Source organism: Lysobacter sp. Root690 (assembly GCF_001427785.1).
Classification (GTDB): Bacteria; Pseudomonadota; Gammaproteobacteria; order Xanthomonadales; family Xanthomonadaceae; genus Lysobacter.
The window spans coordinates 71343-91905 of record NZ_LMHM01000002.1 but is presented as its reverse complement, the minus strand read 5'-3'; the positions used below and the strand labels follow the sequence as shown (position 1 = coordinate 91905).

Here is a 20563-nt window from a genome sequence, read left to right as displayed (position 1 = left end):
GCGGGACCGTCCTGGCCCGCGCCACGCATCTTGCGCCAATGCAAACGTTAGCGGCAGCCATCGCCAAGCTCAACGACGACGTGCGCGCAACCAGGCGACAGACGGCCTTCATCATCGGCGGCCGCGCATGAACGCCAGCCGCAGAAAACCGGCCGATTCGCGCGCGCTGGCGCAGGGGCCATGACGCGCAAACCCGTGGCGGCCCACGCGGCTTCGCCGCCGCCGCGAACCGCATCCAACGATCGCGCCGCGCCGAGTGATTCAATCGGTCCCGTTGACTTCACCGGTCCCGCTGCGTACCTTGGCGCCGTTACGGTGAACATCGCTTCATAAAGATAAAGCGATGGGACACGCCGGCCAAGGCAACCGCCGCGGCCGGCCAGAGGGAATCCGGTGCGAATCCGGAGCTGCCCCGCAGCGGTATGGGAAACGAACGGGTCTTGGCACTGGGCGATCAGCCTGGGAAGCGGCCTCAGTAGGCAAAGGGCTCGCGCCCCATGTCCCGAGCCCGAAGACCTGCCGCGACCGGAAGGTTCGCCTTCCGCCCGACTCCGGTATCCCACCGCCGCGTGCCCGCACGCGGCGCGACGGGTGCCGGTTCGCCCGCGGGGGCGAAGGTCGAAGCCAAGGTTCGCGGCGAAGCCGGGCGCTGATCGCGCCGGGCCGGCGTGGCCGTGGTTTCCTTCGTTGCCCTGCGTCATGCCCACGCATCGCAGGTACTCATCATGATCAGCGTTACCCACCTCGGCTTCCCGCGCATCGGCGCGCGGCGCGAGCTCAAGCTGGCCCTGGAATCGTTCTGGAAAGGCGACACGCCGGCCCAGTCGCTGCACGCCACCGCCGCCTCGCTGCGCGAACGCCATTGGCGGCTCGCCCACGACGCCGGCGCGCACGTCGTGCCGTGCAACGATTTCTCGCTCTACGACCACGTGCTCGACAACGCAGTGTTGTTCGACGCGATTCCGGCCTCGCACCGCTCGGCGTTCGAAGAAGATCCGCTGGGCGGCTATTTCGCCCTCGCCCGCGGCGTGCAGGACGGCCGCCGTGATCTGCGCGCGCTGGAAATGACCAAGTGGTTCGATACCAACTATCACTATCTGGTGCCGCAGTTCGAACCCGGCCAGCGTTTCGCCCTGCGCGGCGACAAGCCGCTGGCCGAACTGGCCCAGGCGCAGGCGTTGGGACTCGACGCGCGGCCGGTGCTGCTCGGCCCGGTGTCGTTCCTCAAGCTCGGCAAGCGCAACGACGGCGGCGACCCGCGCGAATTGCTCGACGCGCTGCTGCCCGCTTACGCCGAACTGCTGGCCAAGCTCAAGGCGGCCGGCGCGCAGTGGGTGCAGTTGGACGAACCGACCCTGACCCTGGACCTGGACGACGCCGACCGCGCCGCGTTCCGTCGCGCCTATGCCGCGCTGGCCGAAGTCGATGCGCCGCAGCGCCTGCTCACGACGTATTTCGGCGCGCTCGGCGACAACGCAACGCTCGCCGCGCAACTGCCGGTGGAAGGTCTGCATGTCGACCTGGTGCGCGCGCCGCAGCAGCTCGAAAGCCTGCTGCCGCTGCTGCCGGAACAACGCGCGCTGAGCCTGGGCGTGGTCGACGGCCGCAACATCTGGCGCGCCGACCTCGACGCCGCGCTGAGCCTGGCCCGTCGCGCCGGCGCGCGGGCCACATGGCTGGCGCCGTCGTGCTCGCTGCTGCACGTGCCGACCGATATCGAACTGGAACGCAAACTGCCCACGCCGCTGCGCCACTGGATGGCCTACGCCAAGCAGAAGATCGAAGAACTGCATCTGCTCGCTGGCGTGCTCGGCGGCGATGCGGAAGCCGCGCGCGATCTCGCCTCCGCCGCCAGCGCGCGCGCCGCGCGTCTGGCCTCGCCGCTGCTGCGCAATGCGCAGGTACGCAAGCGCCTGGCCGCGGTCGAACCGGCGATGGCCCGGCGCGTGTCGCCGTACGCCAAGCGCGCGCAGCTGCAACAAGAACGCCTGAACCTGCCGCTGTTCCCGACCACCACCATAGGCTCGTTTCCGCAGACCGCGCAGGTGCGGCGCGCGCGCGCCGAGCACAAGGCCGGCAAGCTCGACGACGCGGCGTATCAGGCGTTTCTGGAAAACGAGACCGCCCACTGCCTGCGCGAGCAGGAAGCGCTCGGCATCGACGTGCTGGTGCATGGCGAGTTCGAACGCAACGACATGGTCGAATACTTCGGCGAACAACTCGACGGTTTCGCCTTCACCGCGCACGGCTGGGTGCAGAGCTACGGCTCGCGGTGCGTGAAGCCGCCGGTGCTGTTCGGCGACGTGGCGCGGCCGCGCGCGATGACGGTGGAATGGACGCGCTACGCGCAATCGCTGACCGCGCGTCCGGTCAAGGGCATGCTGACCGGGCCGGTGACGATCCTGCAGTGGTCGTTCGTGCGCGACGATCAGCCGCGCGCCGACAGTTGCCGGCAGATCGCACTGGCTTTGCGCGAGGAAGTGCTGGACCTGGAAGCGGCCGGGATCGCGGTGATCCAGATCGACGAACCGGCGCTGCGCGAAGGCCTGCCGCTGCGTCGCGCCGACTGGCCGGCGTACCTGGCCTGGGCCGGCGAATCGTTCCGCCTGGCCGCCAGCGGCGTCGGCGACACGACCCAGATCCACACCCACATGTGCTACGCCGAGTTCAACGACATCATCGAAGCGGTCGCGGCGCTGGACGCCGACGTGATCTCGATCGAGACCTCGCGTTCGCGCATGGAACTGCTCGACGCGTTCGCGCGTTATCGCTATCCCAACGGTATCGGCCCGGGCGTGTACGACATCCACTCGCCGCGCGTGCCCAGCGAAACCGAGATGCGCGAGTTGCTCGACAAGGCGCTGGAGGTGCTCGATCCGGCGCAGTTGTGGGTCAATCCGGACTGCGGATTGAAGACCCGCGGCTGGCCGGAAGTACGCGCGGCGTTGCAGGCGATGGTGCGGGCGGCGCAGGGATTGCGCGAAGCGGCGCTGGCGACGGCCTGATACGCGGGTCTTGAGCCAGCCGGACGCGCCGCGCGGGAGGCGCGGCGCGTCCGGATTCGCGATCGGCAAGCCGCTCGAATCGTCCACGGCCGCGGCGGGTGACGCGACCGCGGCGCGGCCACTACGAAGCGGTTATCCAGGCGTACCAGGCGATCAGCAGGATCAGCCGCGCGGCGACCGCCGAACGCGCCCAGGTACTCAGCGTGATCGCGACGGTGGCGACGATCGCGCCGGCCATCGAAGCGATCGCCAACGGCTCGAAGCTGCCCGCCACCATCGCCTTGACGATCGCCGGCAACGCCATCGTCAACGACCACGCGATCCCGGCCACGACGAAGGCGAGACGCCGCAACATCGGCGGACACGGCAGGGTCCGGGTCAATGCCAGCAGCGCGCGTGGTTCGCTGCGTCCGGCCTGCGCGCACGCGCCGAAAATCAGCAGCAGGACCAGGGCCGGAGCGATCACTCGGGAGAAATCGCCGAACAGACCGGCCAGCGCCACCACCAAAGCCAGCAATCGCCAGGCCCGTCCGCGCCCGATCAGTCGAAACTCCGCGATCAGTACACCGAGCCATGGCATCGACACCGCGCGAGCGGGCGCAGCATCGGCTTGCGCCGGCGGCGGCGGCCCGGCCGCGAACCGCGCGGCGATCCGGTCGCGCACGCTCCAACGCCTGCCCGGCCGATGCGGCCGGTACACGACGCCGGCGAGCGCGACCAACGCCAGCGCCCATCCCGCCCACAGCAGTCGCGAGGCGACATAGCTCGCCGATAGCAGGCCGCTGTTGACGTCGATGGCGATCCGATCCGCCGTCACCGGCGATCTGCCGATCGTGATGATCTGCAACGCATCGTCCGGCAGAGTGTGGATGATCGGCCGCACGAACCCGGAAAAATCGAGCATGGCGGCGATGAAGCCGCGATCCAGCATCGAGCTGAGCGCCGACACGGTAATCGAGACGATCCACAGAATCAGAAATCCGACCTCGCCGAGCGCGCCGCGAGTGAGCGGCAGGCTATCGCACACGGCGCGCACCGCCGCCACGCCCGTCAGCGCGGGCGCCGCGATCAGGCAAAGACTCAGGGCGATGTCGAGCGGACGTACTCCGTCGACCGCGCCGATCACCCAGGCCAGCAGGCAACCGGCCAGCGTCAGGGCCGCCAGCACCGCCGCGAGTACGGCGCTATCGGCGCCGAAACGTCCGAAGCCGATCGCGACCCGCGACGCCGCGGTCGTCTCTTCGATCTGCCAAGGCTGACGCCGGGTGGTGTTGGAACGCAGGTAAATGAAAATGACCGGTAGCAGCACGGTGGAAAGAATGACGCCGAGCGACAAGCCGACCACCGCCGACGTCAGCACCGGCGCCTTGCCGTTGACGACGATCGCCGCGCTCGCCGCGTCCTTGCCGGCGATCCAGTAGCGCGCGCTGACCGGCGCGACCAGCAACAGCAGCCACAGCCCCCAACTGCGGCGGTAGCGCACCAGCGAGGTCGCGAACGAGGAACGCGCGACCGCGAGCGCGCTCAAGCGACCTCCTGCTCGCCGCTCGCGCGGGCGGAGCCGAGCACGCCGGCTTCGATCCGCAGCACATCCACCGCTCGCGGCGCGAGTTCGTCGGCGAGGTGGGTGGTCATCACCACGATCGCCTCGGCGGCGCGTTCGAGAATCAGCGCGCCGACCCGTTGCGCGGTCTCGCGATCGAGTTCCGCGGTCGGCTCGTCGAGCGCGATCACCCGCGGCGCGCCGAGCATGGCCTGGGCGAAAATCAGCCTTCGCCGCATGCCGCCGGAGAAGGTCGCGATGGGACGGTTGATGTCGGCGTGCAGGCCGATGCGCTCGGCGATCGCGCCGAACTGCAGATCCGCCGCGCTCAGGTCAAGCCCCTTCAACGCCGCCATGTGCATGGCGAATTCGCGCGCGCTGAGGTCGTCGGGCAGCTCCACGGCCTGCGGCGCGTAGCCCAGCGTCTGCCTCAATTTGTCGCGCGCGCCTGGCAGCGGCTCGTCGTTCCAGACGATACGGCCGCTGCTCGGCTTCTCCGCTGTCGCGATCAGCCGCAGCAAGGTCGACTTGCCCGCGCCGCTGGGGCCGACCAGCAGGGTCAGACCGGGTGCGAAGCTGCAGCTCACCTTATTGAGAACCGGCTTGTTCCAGTAGTACTTGAAGACGCCGTCCAGGACCAGCTTGCTCATATCGCCTCGATGTCCGCCACGACCCGTGCGGAACGGCGGAGGTTGAAGGGTTATCGGACGCGACCGGAGCGAACAGGCGCTCCAACTGGCGATGTCGCTGCCGATACTCAGCCACTTGAGTGAGCAAGGAGTTGGGACTAGTCCGAAAAGACGTATTTTTTCTTCCTTTTCGTGCCGACGCGGCACGCCGGTCGCCGCATTGCGATGCGGACGTCCTAGTTTGAAGGAGGACAAAAATGATTCGTTCTTGCTGGCGGATACCGTTACCGCGCTTCAACGAAAGAAGACACCCGCGCAAACAACGCACCACAAACAAAAAGCCCCGCAATCGCGGGGCTTTTCGTTGACCGCCGCCGTCACCGGCGGCGTGAGCATCGCGGCTTACTTGCCCGCGACGACCTTGACCATTTCCAGGCACTTGTTCGAATAGCCCCACTCGTTGTCGTACCAGCTCACCAGCTTGACGAAGGTGCCGTCGAGCGCGATGCCGGCTTCGGCGTCGAAGATCGAGGTGCGCGCGTCGCCGCGGAAGTCGGTCGCCACGACCTTGTCTTCGGTGTAGCCCAGCACGCCCTTCAGCGCGCCTTCGCTCTGCGCCTTCATTTCCGCGCAGATCTCGGCGTAGCTGGCTTCGCTGTTGAGCTCGACGGTCAGGTCGACCACCGACACGTCCGAGGTCGGCACGCGGAACGACATGCCGGTGAGCTTCTTGTTGAGCTCCGGGATCACCACGCCGACCGCCTTGGCCGCGCCGGTGCTCGACGGGATGATGTTCTCCAAGATGCCGCGGCCGCCGCGCCAGTCCTTGTTGCTCGGGCCGTCGACCGTCTTCTGGGTCGCGGTGGCGGCGTGCACGGTGGTCATCAGGCCGCGCTTGATGCCCCACTTGTCGTTGATGACCTTGGCCAGCGGCGCCAGGCAGTTGGTGGTGCACGAGGCGTTGGAGACGATCGCCTCGCCCTTGTAGGTCTTGTCGTTGACGCCGAACACGAACATCGGGGTGTCGTCCTTCGACGGCGCCGACAGCACGACCTTCTTGGCGCCCGCGTCGAGGTGCTTCTGCGCGGTGACCTTGTCGAGGAACAGGCCGGTCGACTCGATCACCACTTCGGCGCCCACTTCATCCCACTTCAGGTTGGCCGGATCGCGTTCCTGGGTCAGGCGGATCGGCTTGCCGTTGACGATCAGGGTGTTGCCTTCGACCTTGACCTCGCCCTTGAAACGGCCGTGGACCGAGTCGTACTGCAGCATGTAGGCCAGGTAATCCGGCTCGAGCAGGTCGTTGATGGCGACGATCTCGATCTCGCTGCCGAAGTTCTGCACGGCAGCGCGCAGGACGTTGCGTCCGATGCGGCCGAAGCCGTTGATGCCTACCTTGATCGTCATTGAGCTAACTCCTGCGGCCGCGCGTGCGGTTCGAAGTGGGGAAACCGCCATTCTAGCAAGGCGTGGCCGGCGTCGCAGTCCGGCCGTTGCCCGGCCGAGAGCTTGGGTGAGCGCGCGCGGGACTGCGACGACAATCAAGGTTTGCCGTTCTAATGCATATTTAGAGTGCCAAACAGGCCAAGGCCTGTTCAGCAAGATTACAATTCCGGCACTCACCGACGAACCTAGGGGACTCAAGGAATGAACCATCGACTGATCGGCGCCGCCGTCGCCGCGGCCCTCGCCTGCGCGGCCCAGCCCGCCCTGGCCCAGCAGGCCGGCACTTACACCCTGGGCATCGGCGCCCACCAGGTCACGCCCAAGTCCGACAACGGCAGCCTGCTCGGGGGCACCGCGCAGCTGGAAATCGGCGACGACGTCCAGCCGACCATCACCTTCGAATACTTCATCCGCGAGAACCTGGGCATCGAAGTGCTGGCGGCCACGCCGTTCAAGCACGACATCGAGATCCGGGGCCTGGGCAAGGTCGGCTCGACCAAGCACCTGCCTCCGGTGTTCTCGCTGCAGTACCACTGGAACAGCCGCGGCACGGTCTCGCCGTTCGTCGGCGTGGGCATCAACTACACGACCTTCTTCAGCGAGAAGACCAGCGGCCCGTTGCGCGGCAACGACCTCAAGCTGGACGATTCGGTCGGCGTCGCCGCGCATGTGGGCATCGACTTCATCATCACCGAGCGCAGCTCGATCCGGGTGGACGCGCGCTGGATCGACATCGAGAGCGATGTCGAGCTCAACGGCGAGAAGATCGGCAAGGCCGATATCGATCCGGCCGTGTTCGGTCTGGCGTACGTGATGAAGTTCTGAGCGGGTCGGGCGGCGGGTTGATGCGGCTCTCGGCCGCGTGACTGTACGAATCCTTGCCGTCGCCTTTCGTGGCCTTTGCAGTTCGCCCCCTTTAAAAAAGGGGGCCGGGATCGCGTAGCGATCGCGGGGGGATTTGCTTTTGCTTTTGCTTGCGACGGCAGAGCAAAAGCGAATCCCCCCTGCCCCCCTTTTGCAAAGGGGGGAAAAGCACGGTGGGCTCGCCAACGTTGCTCGCACCGCCACGTTCGGACAGCGGCCGCCGCGGCCGCTCCGGTAAAGTGGCGGCCATGAAAAACATGCCAATCGACGCCTCCCGTCCCGCCCGCCGTCGCCTGCGCCGGTTCGCCGCGCTGCTGCTCCTGCTGCCGCTCAACGCCCTCGCCTGGGGCCCGCAGGGCCATCGCCTGGTCGCCGCGTTGGCCTGGGACGACTTGCGTCCCGACGTGCGCAGCCAGATCCAGCAACTGCTGGCCGGCGAACCCGATGCGGCGTCGAGCGACGATCCGCTGCCCGCCATCGCCAACTGGGCCGACGAGCTGCGCGCCAACGACCCCGACCTCGGCCGGCGCAGCGGCAAGTGGCATTACGTCAACATCGCCGAGGACGACTGCCATTACGACGCCACCCGCCACTGCCCGGGCGGCAACTGCGTGGTCGAGGCGATCCGCGCCCAGGCCGCGATCCTGGCCGATCGCTCCAGGCCGCAGGACGAGCGCGTACAGGCGCTGAAGTTCGTGGTCCATTTCGTCGGCGACGTGCATCAACCGCTGCACGCCGGGTTCGGCCACGACAAGGGCGGCAACGATTTCCAGCTGTCGATCCCCGGCCAGCCCGCGCGCCCGGACGGCTACGGCGCCAATCTGCATTCGCTGTGGGACAGCACCATGCTGTCGATGAACAAACTCAAGGACGACGCCTACCTCGAACGCCTGCGCACGATCGAAGTGCCGCGGGTCGGCGGCGCCGGTCTGCCGCCGGATTCGCCGGGCTGGGCCGAAAGCTCGTGCAAGCTGGTGCTGCAGCCGGGGTTCTATCCGCTCACGCCGTCGGGCAAGCCCGCACACAAGCTGCCGGCCGACTACGTCACCACCTGGCGCCCGGTCGCCGAAACCCAGTTGCGCATGGGCGGCGAGCATCTGGCCGAAGTGCTCAACGCGGCGTTCGCCAAGCCGCGCTAAAGACTGATCCGGGGGACGAGCCGTCCCTTGATCTGCCCGCGCCGCGTTGCTACCCGTACGCTTGCCAGCCGCGCCCGTCGTTCGCTCAGGAGATCCGCATGTCGCCGCAGGTCGTGCCGTTCCACCACGCCGATACCGGCACCTGGTCCTACCTCGTGGCCGATCCGGTCAGCGGCGCGGCGGCGATCATCGACCCGGTGCTCGACTTCGACCCGCGCGCCGGCCGCACCGCGACCGACAGCGCGCAACGGCTGCTGAGCGAAGCGCGCGGCCGCGGATGGAGGGTCGACTGGCTGCTGGAAACCCACGCCCACGCCGATCACCTCAGCGCCGCGCATGTCTTGCGCCAGCGCCTGCAGGCCGATGGCGGACACGCGCCGCAGTTGGCGATCGGCCGCCGCATCGGCGAGGTGCGACGGTTCTTCGCGCCGGTGTTCGGCCTGGCCGAAACCGAGGCATCTTGTTTCGATCGACTATTCGACGACGACGACACGTTCGCGGTGGGCGAGTTGTCGGCGCAGGCGATCCCGGTGCCCGGCCACACCCAGGACAGCCTGGCGTATCTGATCGGCGATGCCTTGTTCACCGGCGACTCGCTGTTCCTGCCCGACAGCGGCACCGCACGCTGCGACTTTCCCGGCGGCGACGCGGCGATGCTGTACCAGTCGATCCAGCGGCTGTACCGATTGCCCGACACCACCCGCGTATTCGTCTGCCACGACTACGGCCCCGGCGGCCGCGAGGTCGCCTGCGAAACCACGATCGGCGAACAGAAGCGCGGCAACATCCACGTCCGCGCCGACACCGGCGAGGCCGAATTCGTCGCCCTGCGCGAAGCGCGCGACGCGACCCTGGCGGTGCCGGCGCTGATCCTGCCGGCGTTGCAGGTCAATCTGCGCGGCGGCGCGCTGCCCGAGGCCGAGGGCAACGGCGTACGCTATCTGAAACTGCCGCTCGATCAGTTCTGAACCACGCTTGCGCGACGCGTTCGCGGCGCCACCGCAAACCGATATTCGCGGATCGCCCGGCCGATCCATCGCCGCGATTCGATCCATCCACAAAACCCGTCCTCACCCAGGAGCGCCCATGATCCGTCTGCAGGTTTCGCTGGTCGTATCGATCGCGCTCGCGTCGCTCGGCGTCGCCCGGGCCGACGACAAAACCGCTCCCCCGCCGCACCGGCACGAAGCGCCCAGACCGTCCGCGCCGATCGCGCCGGTCGAGGTCAAGCTCGACGAAGCGCTGATCGCGCACCTGCCGCAGATCAGCGCGCAAGGCGAAGCGCACGGCAAAAAACTCAGCTGCGAAGGCGTCGCCCTGCACGAACTGCTGCGCGCCAGCGGCGCGATCCCGGCCGAGCCGCTGCGCGGCCCGCAACTCGCGCGCGTGGTCGTGGTGCAGGCCCGCGACGGCTACCGCGCGGCGTTCTCACTCGGCGAACTCGATCCCAGCCTGGGCAATCGCCAGGTCGTGCTGACCCGTCGTTGCGACGGCAAGGCGCTGCCGGCCGACGACGGTCCGTGGCGACTGATCGCGCCGGGCGAATCGCGGCCCGCGCGCTGGGTGCGCCAGGTCGAATCGATCCGGGTGATCGACGCGCGCTGAGCGGCGCGCATCCCACCCTCACCCGCTGGCGGTACTCTGCCTGCACCCCCAACCGATCAGGCCCGTCATGAATCCGATTCGTCGCCGCTGGCTGCAAACCCTGTGTTCCGTGACCTGTCTGCTCGCCGCGGGTTTCGCCGCCGCGCAGACGCCGGCCGCCGAACCGATCACCGTGTTCGCCGCCGCCAGCCTCAAGGAATCCTTCGACGAAGCCGCAGCCGCGTACCAGAAAGCCAGCGCGCAACCGGTGCGGGTGTCGTACGCCGCCAGCTCCGCGCTCGCCCGTCAGATCGAACAAGGCGCGCCGGCCGACGTATTCGTCTCGGCCGATCTGGACTGGATGGACTACCTGCACGAACGCAAGCTGATCGACGACGGCAGCCGGCGCAATCTGCTCGGCAACACCCTGGTGTTGATCGCGCCGAAGACGAGTGAAGCCAAGGCCGTCGCGCTCAAGCCCGGGGTGAAGCTGCTGCCGCTGCTCGGCGACGGCCGCATCGCTCTGGCGCTGACCGCGAGCGTGCCGGCCGGCAAGTACGCGCGCGCGGCGTTCACCTCGCTGGGCGTGTGGGATCAGCTGCAACCCAAGGTCGCCGAAGCCGAGAACGTGCGCGCCGCGCTGATGCTGGTCGCGCGCGGCGAAGCCCCGCTCGGCGTGGTCTACGGCAGCGACGCAAAGGCCGAACCGAACGTGCGCGTGCTCGCTACCTTCCCGGCCAACAGCCACCCGCCGATCGTCTATCCGATCGCGCGATTGAACGCGAGCAAGCAGCCCAACGCCGCCGCGTTCGTGAAGTGGCTCAAGTCGCCGGCCGCGAGCGCGATCTTCCGCCGCCACGGCTTCACCGCGCTGGACTGACGCGCTCGATGTTCGACTTCAGCCCGGCCGAACTCACCGCGATCGCGCTGAGCCTGAAGGTCGCCACGGTCGCCACCGTGTGCAGCCTGCCGCTCGGCGTGGCGCTCGGCTGGTTGCTGGCGCGCACGCGCTTTCCCGGCAAGCTGCTGTTCGACACCTTGCTGTACCTGCCGCTGGTGTTGCCGCCGGTGGTCACCGGTTACGCCTTGCTGATCGCGTTCGGTTCGCAAGGGCCGATCGGCCGCTTCCTCGCCGAGTATCTGCACATCAGTTTCGCGTTCCGCTGGACCGGCGCCGCGCTGGCCAGCGCGATCATGGGCTTTCCGCTGATGGTGCGCGCGATCCGGCTGTCGATCGAAGCGGTCGATCAACGTCTGGAACAAGCCGCCTCGACCCTCGGCGCCAACCGCTGGCGGGTGTTCTTCGGCGTGACTCTGCCATTGGCATGGCCGGGGTTGATGGCTGGCGCGGTGCTGTCGTTCGCCAAGGCGCTCGGCGAGTTCGGCGCGACCATCACCTTCGTCTCGAACATCCCAGGCGAAACCCAGACCCTGTCGTCGGCGATCTACGGCCTGATGCAAGTGCCCGGCGGCGAGTCGGGCGTGTTGCGGCTGGCGGTGGTCGCGGTGGCGATCTCGTTCGCCGCAGTGCTGGTGTCGGAATGGCTGGTGCAACGCCAGCGCGCGAGTGCGCAGCGATGAGCGCGACGATGAACGCCGCAAGCTTTCTGATCGACGTCGAACTGCGCCGCGGCGGCTTCACCCGCTCGTTCGCGATCCGCAGCGAGCAGCGCGTGATCGCGGTGGTCGGCGACTCCGGCGCCGGCAAGACCTCGTTGCTGCATGCGATCGCCGGCCTGCTGCGGCCGCTGCGCGGACGCATTGAAATCGCCGGCCGCTGTTTGTACGACAGCGATGCGCGCATCGATCTGCCGGCGCATCGCCGCCATATCGGCTACGTGTTCCAGGACGCGCGTCTGTTTCCGCACCTGGACGTGCGCCGCAACCTGCTTTACGGATTACGGGGCGAGGCGAAACGCGCGCCGCGCTTCGAACTCGACGCGATCGTCGAACTGCTAGGCATCGGCCCGCTGCTGCAACGCGGCACCGCTGGCTTGTCCGGCGGCGAAATGCAGCGCGTCGCGCTCGGCCGCGCCCTGCTCTCGCAGCCGCGCATCCTTCTGCTGGACGAACCGCTGTCGATGCTCGACATGAACCGTCGCGACGAACTGCTGCCGTACCTGCAACGCGTGCGCGACGAGACGTCATTGCCGATGATCTACGTCAGCCATTACCCGGAAGAAGTGCGGCGCATCGCCGAGGAAGTGCATACCGTCGATTGATGCGGCAACGGATGCGCGGCCGTCGCCGCGACATCCGTTGCGTAGACCTTATCGGGCCACCGTACCCTGCGCCGACACCGCGACCGCCTGCGCCGCGGTCAGCTTGATCTGCAACTCCAGATCCGCATCGCCGGCACCGGGTTTTCCGCCGTGCGCGATACGCGCCGTACTGCCGTTCTTCACCGCCACCTTGGGCGTTGCGACGACTTCGCCGTTCTTGCGCAGCGTCATCGCCAGCCAGACCGTGTCGCGAGTCGAGCCCGGATACACGGCTTTGTCCTCGCCGACCGTGACCACGCCATCGATGCTCCATTGCGCGTCGCCGCCGGCATCACGGATCGAGAAGGCTCGTCCGACCGGCTCGATCTGAGTGAAACGCCGCTCATGGCCGCCGACCTTGGCGACGAAGTCCATCGTCACCGTGCCCGGCGCCGGCGCGCTGGCCGATGGCGCCGGTCGCGCCGGTTGCGCGGCCCAAGCTATCGCGCCCGCGGCGCAGGCCAAGACCGTGACCGCGATGACGCCGACCCTGCGGCGCAACGGCGTATTCGTGTTTCGTTTCAACATTTGGATTCGCTCCTGCAAAGGATGGGTGTGACCCCAATGGCAGCCCAAAGGCGTGGCCTGCGCCGAGAGCTGGATAGTGAACAAAGCCTGCGCGTAAGCCCGCCGCGCGCCTGGATGCCGCGCGATCACCCGCGCATCGCAGGACAATTCCTGATCGTGGCGAAAGCGCGCGGCGCCGTAATGCGATAATGGGTTGAACCAGAACACGCAACGCAGCACCGCAACGAGCGCGTTGAGCCGCAGATCGCCCCTTCTCAGATGCACTCGCTCGTGGGCCAGGATCAGTTCGCATTGGCGCGCGTCGAAGCGGCGTTCGAAATCCTGCGGCAGCACGATCGCGGAGCGCCACAAGCCGATCACCGCGGGCAGGCCGGCATCGCACTGCGATCGCAAGCAGCCGTCGCTGTGTACCGACAATCGCCCGAGCGACGCGCGGAAGCGGCGTTGATTCCGGATCATCCAGGCGGCAGCCGCGACCGCGCCGAGCAGCCAGATCGCGATCGCCAACGCGCCATTGTCCCTCGTAAACGTCGCCGACACGGCGACAGGTGCGGCACCAGCGAGGTCCAGCGACCAGAAACCTTCCGCCATCGGCAACACTGTGCGCGAAGACGTGGGCAACTGCGTCGCCAATACAGCCGCCGGAACGATCCACCAAGCGTAGTACCCCACGCCCGCTCCGAACCATCGTCGCAACCACTTTCGCAACAGCAGCACCGCGACCACGGCGACGCTCATCGCCGCGCTGGTTTCCAGCAAAACCCCAAGCCACTCAGCGCGGCTCATCGTCGAGATCCTCCAGCAGTTTGCGCAGCTCGGCGATGTCCTTGCGGCTGAGCTTGCGGTGCTCGCTGAAATGCGCGACCAAGGGCGCCACGCGTCCGCCGAACAAGCGCTCCAGCAAGCCCTGGCTTTCCTCCAACACCCAGTCCTCGCGCTTGAGCACCGGCGCGTAGAGATAGCGCCGCCCCTCTTTCTCGGCGCGGATGGCGCCTTTGTTCAACAAGCGGTTGAGCAAGGTCTTGACCGTCGGCTCCTGCCAGGACTGGCTGTCGGCGAGCGCGGCGACGACCTCCTCCGCGCTGCGCGGATGGCGTTGCCACAGCACGTCCATCACCACCGACTCGGCTTCGCTGATCTGCATCGTTTACATCCGTAATTTTTCCTGAGATTACGCACGTAAACGAAAATTGCAAGCACCAATTTGCCCGGATTGAGATACTGGTCGCATGAACGAACCCGCCCGCTTCCAATCCCTGGCCGACGCCGTCGACCTTCTTTACCAGCGTCTCGACGGCGCCCTGCACGTCGGCGCGCCGCTCGGCCTGGGCAAGCCGCATCGCTTGCTCAACGCCTTGTACGAACGCGCCGAGCGCGAGACCCAGCGGCCGCTGCACCTGTACACCGCGCTGTCGCTGGACCCGCCCGGCGCGGGCAAGGGTCTGGAAGGCCGCTTCATCGGGCCGTTCGCGCAGCGCCATTTCGGCGACGACTTCCCGCGCCTGCGCTATGTGCAGGCGCTCAAGCGCAACAGCTTGCCGGCGCATGTCGAGATCGAGGAGTTCTATCTGCAATCGGGCGCGCTGCTCAACGCCAGCGCGACCCAGCGCCGTTACGCCAGCCTCAACTACACCCACGTCGCGCGCGCGCTTGCCGATCGCGGGGTCAACGCGATCGTGCAGAAAGTCGCCGCCGATCCGAGCGGTGGCACGCGCCTGTCGCTGTCGTGCAATACCGACCTGACCTTCGATGCGATCGACGCGATCGTCGCGCGCGGCCTGCCGCGTCCGATATTGATCGCCGAAGTCGATCCGCAGTTGCCGTGGCTCGACGGCAGCGCGGCGGTCGAGGCGAATTTCTTCGATGCGGTGGTGACGCCGCCGGGACCGTATCCGAAACTGTTCGGCCTGCCGCGGCAACCGGTCAGCGATGCCGATTACGCGATCGGTTTTTACGCGAGCACCCTGGTGCGCGACGGCGGCACCTTGCAGATCGGCATCGGCACGCTGGCCGATGCGCTGTGTCATGCGCTGGCGCTGCGGCATACGGACAATGCGGCGTATCTGCAGGTGATTGCGGCGTTGGGGGTTGGTTCTCAGGCGGAAGCCGCGCCGCTCGGCCAAACCGCTTCGAGCGAAGTTGACCTGGTCGCAGACCGTAACGCGAAGGCGCCAGTCGCGCCGCTTGGTCCATTTAGCGTTGGGCTTTTTGGCTGTTCCGAAATGATCAACGAAGGCTTCCGGCGATTGGTCGAAGTCGGCGTGATCAAGCGCAAGGTCGTCGACGATCTGGAAGTGATGCGCCGCGTGCACGACGGCGACGCCAGTTCCGAAGACCTCGCCCGGCTCGAACGCGAAGGCGAATTCCTGCAAGGCGGCTTCTATCTGGGCTCGCCGGATTTCTACCAATGGCTGCGGCATCTGCCCGACGACCAGCGCCGCGGCATCAGCATGCGCCGGATCAGCGAGGTCAACGAACTGTACGGCGGCAACGAAACCCTGGAACGCCTGCAACGCCGCGACGCGCGCTTCTTCAACAGCTGCATGATGGCCACCGCGCTCGGCGCGGCGGTGTCGGACACGCTCGACGACGGCCGGGTGGTGTCGGGCGTCGGCGGGCAGTACAACTTCGTCGCGATGGCCCACGCGCTGCCCAACGCGCGTTCGGTGCTGATGCTGCGCGCCAGCCGCGAGAGCGGCGGCGAGGTCCGCTCGAACGTGGTCTGGAACTACGCCCAGACCACGATCCCGCGTCATCTGCGCGATATCTACATCACCGAATACGGGATCGCCGACCTGCGCGGCAAGACCGACGAGGACTGCATCCGCGCGATGGCGGCCGTCGCCGACTCGCGCTTCATCGCCGGCCTGCTGTCGACCGCGATGGACAGCGGCAAACTGCCGCGGTTCGTGCCGCGCGTGAGCACCCACAACAACCCAGAGCGCCTGCGCGAAACGCTGGCGCCGTTCCGCCGCGACGGCACGCTGCCCGACTATCCGCTCGGAAGCGACTTCGATGAGGTCGAGCAACGGCTGATCAAGGGGCTGGGCTGGTTGAAGGCCAACACGGCCACAAAGGGCACGAAGATAAAAACCGTGCTGCGTGCGCTGTTCGCGCCGGCGAGCCAGGACCACGAGGCCTTGCAACGCATGGGCCTGGAGCAACCGTCCGGCCTGGGCGAGCGTGTCGAAGCCAAGTTGGTTGCGCTGGGTTTGCAGGAAAGCGCGGCGCACTGATCGAAGAGCGTCGGGACAAGCCCATGCCACCAAAGACAACTGACGTATGCAATTCGCAGGAGCGATGAAGCAGCCGATCATCCCGAATCAGCAGGATTTTCGTGGGTGGGGCTTCAGCCCCGACGCTTTTGTTCCAGCCACACCGCATCCCAATACGGATAGTCGCCGACCCGCTGCACCAAACCGGCCCGCTTCGGATTGGCGACGATGTAACGCGCCGCCTGCAACACATCTTCGTCTTCGCGCAATGCATGATCGTGGAAACCCGGCGCCCACACCATTCCCTTGCGGTGCAGACTGCGATTGACCGCTCGCGCGGCTCGGCCTTTCAATGAGGCCACCACGCTTTCAAGGCGTATGTCGGTGTGCAGTTCGATCAGGCCATGCCAGTGGTCTGGCATCAGCACCCAGCACAGCAGGGTCGCGCCCAACCACTTCCCGGGATCGGCGATGGCGCGCGCGGCGATGTCGGCGCACAGGTCGCTGGCGAAGATACGGCGTCGGCGGATGCAGACGGTGGTGACCAGGTAGATGCGTTGTTGTTCGGACCAGCGGCCGCGTCGGATCGCTCGATAGCCTGGCTGATGGTCGGGTGAGTTCATGCAGGCATGATTGGCCCGCACGCATCTACTTTCTATCAGGGTTGATTGCGCTACCGAATCGGAAAATCCCTAAGCGCGTCTGGCGTGGCGCGTACGATGCGTCTGAGCGAAAAGCGTCGGAGCTGAAGCCCCACAAAAGACTTCGCCGCTTCGCGATTGATGCGGTTGGCGCTATTGGCATCGCCATGGTCTTTCACGCGGCGTTTTGCGTGGCAAATACGATCGACACACAAGCATGACGCAAGCCACGCAGCGGCCGACCGCCACGCTTCGACAGGATTTTGTGGGACGGACTTCGGATCCGACGCTTTCCGCTCGTACCCACACAAACGAAACCGGGCGATCCGAAGCGACCTCGACTCAAGATGCCAGCCCGCTCGCCCCACGTTCGTCCGCAACCGGCGACCGCCGCGCCCGCACCCACGCAAACAACCGATGTCCCAGGCGAATGCCCGGCTTCTCGATAAAGCGATAGGTCAGCCACGAGGCCGGAACGACCAGCGCCAGACTCAAGCCGAGGCAGGCGAAGTACGCGGTGCCCTCCGGCAGCGCCGCATAGAACTTCGCGAACACACCGTACGATCGCGACACCACGAACGGGTGCACCAGGTACAAGGAATAGCTGATCGTGCCGAGAAAACAGGTCGCGCGATTGACCAGCACGCGGTTGCTCGCCAAAAGCAGGCCCAGCAGCATCAGGCCGTAGAACAGCGCCGACAGGTACCAGCTGTCGACAATCCCCGGGATCGGCGGCAGGCGGCCGTAGAACAACAAGCCCTGCGCCAGCACGCCCAGCAACAGCAGGCTCACGCCTACGATGTGTTTGCGTCGTTGCGGCAGCTCGCGCAAACGCCGCCACAGCTCGAACAACACGCAGCCCAATGCGAACACTGGCAATTGCCGCAGCAGGCCGACGTGTCCGCCGAAATGCGCCCAGCCGGCCGGCAATCCGGTCTTGGCCCACAAGGCCAGTAGATAACTCAACACCAGCAGCGCGAGTTGCGGCCACAGGCCGCGCACGTACAGGGCGATCAACGGGAAGATCGCATAGAACAGCATCTCCACGCCGATCGTCCAACTGCCCATGACGATGCCCTGCTGCCATTGCGGCGACAGGCCGAACAGCAGCGAATAGTTCCAGGCCACCTCGTCGTAACCGCGCAAGGGCACAGCGCGGAACTGGTCCTTGAACACCATCACGCTCAGCAAAACCAGCATCAACGGTGCGATCCGGGCCAGGCGGCTGAGATAGAAACTGCGCAATGGCAGCCCGGATGCTGCGTGACGCGGCCAGGTCAGGCACAGCGAAAACGCGCTCATGACGAAGAACAGCACCACGCCGCTGCCGCCCATGCCGACGATCGGCAGCGCCCAGGCCGGCACCGACAAATCCGGGTCGGGCATCGCCATGACGTGATAGATCACCACGTACAGCGCGGCGATGCCGCGCAGGGCGTCGAGCTGCGGCAGGCGTTGTTGCGAATCGGTGGCCGGAGCGGTCGACATCAAGATCGTTTCCCCACATTGAACGAAGGCTACTGCCGTCCACACTTTCACCGCTGCGACAAGTTGTGGGCGGCACGCGCCCTACACCTGTGCGATCGGCACTGCTTTCAAGCCCCATGGACACGGCGAGTTTGCCATGTGCCATAAGCCCGAAACGAAAAATCCGGGGCGTCACCGCCCCGGATTTACCGTTCCGTTATGAAGCCTTGGCGAAGACTCAGCCCAGCGCCTTCACCGCCGCGACCACATGCTCGACGGTGAAGCCGAAATGCGGGAACAGGGCTTCGGCCGGCGCCGAGGCGCCGAAGGTATCGATGCCGACCACGTCGCCGTCCAGGCCGACATATTTGCGCCAGAAATCGGTGACGCCCGCTTCGACCGCGACGCGCTTGCGCACCGCGTTGGGCAGCACCGACTGGCGGTACTCCAGCGGCTGGCGGTCGAATACGTCGCTCGACGGCATCGACACCACGCGTACCTTGACGCCTTCGCCGCTCAGCACGTCGGCGGCCTGGGTGGCGAGGCCGACTTCCGAACCGGTCGCGATCAGGATCACGTCCGGGGTGCCTTCGCTGTCGCGCAGCACGTAGCCGCCTTGTTCGATCTGCGCGACCTGCTGCGCGTCGCGCGGCTGGTGGATCAGGTTCTGGCGCGAGAACACCAGGCAGCTCGGGCCGTCCTTGCGCGCGATCGCGGCCTTCCACGACGCCACCGATTCGACCGCATCGCACGGACGCCACACATCGTTGTGCGGGATGTAGCGCAGCGAGGCCAGGTGCTCGATCGGCTGGTGGGTCGGGCCGTCTTCGCCCAGACCGATCGAGTCGTGGGTGTAGACGTGGATCGCATGCGCGCCCATCAGCGCGCTCATGCGCACCGCGTTGCGCGCGTAGTCGCTGAACACCAGGAAGGTCGCGTCGAACGGAATGAAGCCGCCGTGCAGCTGCAGGCCGTTGCTGATCGCGGTCATGGCGAATTCGCGCACGCCGTAATACACATAGTTCGCGTTCGGATCGCTGCTGGCGACCGACTTGCTGGCCTTCCACAGGGTCAGGTTGGAATGCGCGAGGTCGGCCGAGCCGCCGATCAGTTCCGGCAGCAGCGGCGCGAAGGCTTCGATCGCCATCTGCGAAGCCTTGCGCGAGGCGATGGTCAGGCCTTCGCCCTGCAGCTTGGCTATGTAGGTGTCGGCTTGGCTCAGGAAATCGGCGGGCAGATCGGCGTGCGAGCGGCGGGTCAGCTCAGCGGCTTCGGCCGGGTATTGCGCGGCGTAGGCGTCGAACAGACGGTTCCACTGGTCCTCGCGCACCGCGCCGGTGCTGTGCGAACGCCAGCCGTCGTAGATCTCCTGCGGGATTTCGAACTCGGCATAGGGCCAGTTCAACGCGGCGCGGGTCGCGACGATTTCGTCCTTGCCCAGCGGCGCGCCGTGCGAGGACTCCTTGCCGGCCTTGTTCGGCGAACCGAAACCGATCGCGGTGCGGCAGCAGATCAGGGTCGGCTTGTCGCTGTGCTTGAGCGCGGTGTCGATCGCGGTCTTGATCTCGACCGCGTCCTGGCCGTCGACGTTGCGGATCACGCGCCAGCCGTAGGCCTCGAACCGCGCCGGGGTGTCGTCGGTGAACCAGCCGTCGGTGTTGCCGTCGATCGAGATCTTGTTGTCGTCCCAGAACGCGACCAGCTTGTGCAGGCCCCAGGTGCCGGCCAGCGACGCGGCTTCATGGGAGATGCCCTCCATCAGGCAGCCGTCGCCCATGAACACCCAGGTGCGGTGATCGACGATCTCGTGCTCGGGACGGTTGAAGCGCTGCGCCAGCAGCTTCTCGCCCAGCGCCATGCCGACCGCGTTGGCGAAGCCCTGGCCGAGCGGGCCGGTGGTGGTTTCGATGCCGGGGGTTTCGAAGTTTTCCGGATGGCCCGGGGTCATCGAACCCAGCTGGCGGAAGCGCTTGAGTTCCTCGATCGGCAACGGATAGCCCGACAGGTGCAGCAGCGCGTACTGCAGCATCGAGCCGTGGCCGTTGGAGAGGATGAAGCGGTCGCGATTGAACCACTTCGGGTTGCCGGGGTTGTGGGTCAGGTAGTCGTTCCACAGCACCTCGGCGATGTCGGCCATGCCCATCGGCATGCCCGGATGACCGGAGTTGGCGGCCTGCACCGCGTCGATGGCGAGGAATCGGATGGCGTTGGCGAGGTCGCGGCGGCTGGGCGTCGTCATGA

17 protein-coding genes and 1 riboswitch are annotated in these 20563 nt (G+C 66.9%); of the genes, 9 read left to right on the top strand and 8 right to left on the bottom strand.

Annotation, left to right across the window (positions count from 1 at the left end):
- Positions 1-355 precede the first annotated feature (355 nt).
- A riboswitch (cobalamin riboswitch) is annotated at positions 356-539 on the top strand.
- Positions 540-725: 186 nt separating this feature from the next.
- Positions 726-3005 carry a 5-methyltetrahydropteroyltriglutamate--homocysteine S-methyltransferase gene (metE, locus tag ASD86_RS04320; protein ID WP_056107345.1) on the top strand — a complete coding sequence of 760 codons (2280 nt, stop codon included), beginning with the start codon at positions 726-728 and terminating at the stop codon, positions 3003-3005.
- Positions 3006-3126: 121 nt separating this feature from the next.
- Here the strand turns inward: metE and ASD86_RS04315 are convergent, their stop codons facing one another.
- From ASD86_RS04315 to gap, 3 genes are all read right to left on the bottom strand, one after another.
- The gene (locus ASD86_RS04315; RefSeq protein WP_056107342.1) at positions 3127-4533 is read right to left on the bottom strand and encodes a hypothetical protein; all 1407 of its coding nucleotides are present in this window, start codon (positions 4531-4533) and stop codon (positions 3127-3129) included.
- Entirely contained in the window at positions 4530-5198 is a 669-nt protein-coding gene (locus tag ASD86_RS04310) for an ATP-binding cassette domain-containing protein (protein ID WP_056107339.1), read from the bottom strand. Before ASD86_RS04310 ends, ASD86_RS04315 begins: the two co-directional genes overlap by 4 nt.
- 381 nt (positions 5199-5579) lie before the next feature.
- A complete protein-coding gene (gap, locus tag ASD86_RS04305; protein WP_056107336.1) occupies positions 5580-6584 on the bottom strand; it encodes a type I glyceraldehyde-3-phosphate dehydrogenase in 1005 nt (334 codons plus the stop codon).
- A gap of 240 nt (positions 6585-6824) precedes the next feature.
- On the opposite strand from gap, the gene ASD86_RS04300 reads away from it, so the two are divergent.
- From ASD86_RS04300 to ASD86_RS04270, 7 genes are all read left to right on the top strand, one after another.
- Complete coding sequence (locus ASD86_RS04300) at positions 6825-7448, top strand: OmpW family outer membrane protein (protein WP_056107333.1); 624 nt, start codon at positions 6825-6827, stop codon at positions 7446-7448.
- A 287-nt stretch (positions 7449-7735) separates the two neighbouring features.
- Positions 7736-8626, top strand: a complete 891-nt coding sequence (locus ASD86_RS04295) for a S1/P1 nuclease (RefSeq protein ID WP_082578079.1) — start codon at positions 7736-7738, stop codon at positions 8624-8626.
- A 98-nt stretch (positions 8627-8724) separates the two neighbouring features.
- Complete coding sequence (locus ASD86_RS04290; protein WP_056107329.1) at positions 8725-9594, top strand: MBL fold metallo-hydrolase; 870 nt, start codon at positions 8725-8727, stop codon at positions 9592-9594.
- A gap of 118 nt (positions 9595-9712) precedes the next feature.
- Entirely contained in the window at positions 9713-10231 is a 519-nt protein-coding gene (locus ASD86_RS04285) for a hypothetical protein (protein WP_056107326.1), read from the top strand.
- A gap of 67 nt (positions 10232-10298) precedes the next feature.
- A complete protein-coding gene (gene modA / locus ASD86_RS04280) occupies positions 10299-11090 on the top strand; it encodes a molybdate ABC transporter substrate-binding protein (RefSeq protein WP_056107323.1) in 792 nt (263 codons plus the stop codon).
- A gap of 8 nt (positions 11091-11098) precedes the next feature.
- Positions 11099-11791, top strand: coding sequence for a molybdate ABC transporter permease subunit (gene modB, locus ASD86_RS04275; protein WP_056107320.1), 693 nt, complete (start codon positions 11099-11101; stop codon positions 11789-11791).
- Positions 11792-11799: 8 nt separating this feature from the next.
- Positions 11800-12432, top strand: a complete 633-nt coding sequence (locus ASD86_RS04270) for an ATP-binding cassette domain-containing protein (RefSeq protein ID WP_056107623.1) — start codon at positions 11800-11802, stop codon at positions 12430-12432.
- Between the two features lie 48 nt (positions 12433-12480).
- On the opposite strand, the gene ASD86_RS04265 is transcribed toward ASD86_RS04270, so the two are convergent.
- Together ASD86_RS04265 and ASD86_RS04260 are read right to left on the bottom strand one after the other, a co-directional pair.
- Positions 12481-13785: a M56 family metallopeptidase gene (locus ASD86_RS04265; protein WP_082578056.1), complete on the bottom strand. Its 1305-nt coding sequence runs from the start codon at positions 13783-13785 to the stop codon at positions 12481-12483.
- Positions 13772-14143 carry a BlaI/MecI/CopY family transcriptional regulator gene (locus ASD86_RS04260; protein ID WP_056107313.1) on the bottom strand — a complete coding sequence of 124 codons (372 nt, stop codon included), beginning with the start codon at positions 14141-14143 and terminating at the stop codon, positions 13772-13774. The genes ASD86_RS04265 and ASD86_RS04260 overlap by 14 nt, the downstream gene beginning before the upstream one ends.
- An 85-nt stretch (positions 14144-14228) precedes the next feature.
- Between ASD86_RS04260 and ASD86_RS04255 the strand changes: the two genes are divergently transcribed.
- Positions 14229-16235: an acetyl-CoA hydrolase/transferase C-terminal domain-containing protein gene (locus tag ASD86_RS04255; protein ID WP_056107310.1), complete on the top strand. Its 2007-nt coding sequence runs from the start codon at positions 14229-14231 to the stop codon at positions 16233-16235.
- A 113-nt stretch (positions 16236-16348) separates the two neighbouring features.
- Here ASD86_RS04255 and ASD86_RS04250 read toward each other — a convergent pair whose 3' ends face one another.
- From ASD86_RS04250 to tkt, 3 genes are all read right to left on the bottom strand, one after another.
- Entirely contained in the window at positions 16349-16837 is a 489-nt protein-coding gene (locus tag ASD86_RS04250) for a transposase (protein ID WP_157476129.1), read from the bottom strand.
- A 360-nt stretch (positions 16838-17197) separates the two neighbouring features.
- Positions 17198-18343: an acyltransferase gene (locus ASD86_RS04245; protein ID WP_056107306.1), complete on the bottom strand. Its 1146-nt coding sequence runs from the start codon at positions 18341-18343 to the stop codon at positions 17198-17200.
- Between the two features lie 217 nt (positions 18344-18560).
- Complete coding sequence (gene tkt, locus ASD86_RS04240) at positions 18561-20561, bottom strand: transketolase (RefSeq protein WP_056107304.1); 2001 nt, start codon at positions 20559-20561, stop codon at positions 18561-18563.
- Positions 20562-20563 lie beyond the last annotated feature (2 nt).

Excerpts from the sequence above, each read along its gene's own strand:
- metE (WP_056107345.1), top strand. The coding sequence starts at position 726 with ATGATCAGCGTTACCCACCTCGGCTTCCCGCGCATCGGCGCGCGGCGC.
- ASD86_RS04310 (WP_056107339.1), bottom strand. The coding sequence starts at position 5,198 with ATGAGCAAGCTGGTCCTGGACGGCGTCTTCAAGTACTACTGGAACAAG.
- gap (WP_056107336.1), bottom strand. The coding sequence starts at position 6,584 with ATGACGATCAAGGTAGGCATCAACGGCTTCGGCCGCATCGGACGCAAC.
- ASD86_RS04300 (WP_056107333.1), top strand. The coding sequence starts at position 6,825 with ATGAACCATCGACTGATCGGCGCCGCCGTCGCCGCGGCCCTCGCCTGC.
- ASD86_RS04295 (WP_082578079.1), top strand. The coding sequence starts at position 7,736 with ATGAAAAACATGCCAATCGACGCCTCCCGTCCCGCCCGCCGTCGCCTG.
- ASD86_RS04290 (WP_056107329.1), top strand. The coding sequence starts at position 8,725 with ATGTCGCCGCAGGTCGTGCCGTTCCACCACGCCGATACCGGCACCTGG.
- ASD86_RS04285 (WP_056107326.1), top strand. The coding sequence starts at position 9,713 with ATGATCCGTCTGCAGGTTTCGCTGGTCGTATCGATCGCGCTCGCGTCG.
- modA (WP_056107323.1), top strand. The coding sequence starts at position 10,299 with ATGAATCCGATTCGTCGCCGCTGGCTGCAAACCCTGTGTTCCGTGACC.
- modB (WP_056107320.1), top strand. The coding sequence starts at position 11,099 with ATGTTCGACTTCAGCCCGGCCGAACTCACCGCGATCGCGCTGAGCCTG.
- ASD86_RS04270 (WP_056107623.1), top strand. The coding sequence starts at position 11,800 with ATGAACGCCGCAAGCTTTCTGATCGACGTCGAACTGCGCCGCGGCGGC.
- ASD86_RS04265 (WP_082578056.1), bottom strand. The coding sequence starts at position 13,785 with ATGAGCCGCGCTGAGTGGCTTGGGGTTTTGCTGGAAACCAGCGCGGCG.
- ASD86_RS04260 (WP_056107313.1), bottom strand. The coding sequence starts at position 14,143 with ATGCAGATCAGCGAAGCCGAGTCGGTGGTGATGGACGTGCTGTGGCAA.
- ASD86_RS04255 (WP_056107310.1), top strand. The coding sequence starts at position 14,229 with ATGAACGAACCCGCCCGCTTCCAATCCCTGGCCGACGCCGTCGACCTT.
- ASD86_RS04250 (WP_157476129.1), bottom strand. The coding sequence starts at position 16,837 with ATGAACTCACCCGACCATCAGCCAGGCTATCGAGCGATCCGACGCGGC.
- ASD86_RS04245 (WP_056107306.1), bottom strand. The coding sequence starts at position 18,343 with ATGTCGACCGCTCCGGCCACCGATTCGCAACAACGCCTGCCGCAGCTC.
- tkt (WP_056107304.1), bottom strand. The coding sequence starts at position 20,561 with ATGACGACGCCCAGCCGCCGCGACCTCGCCAACGCCATCCGATTCCTC.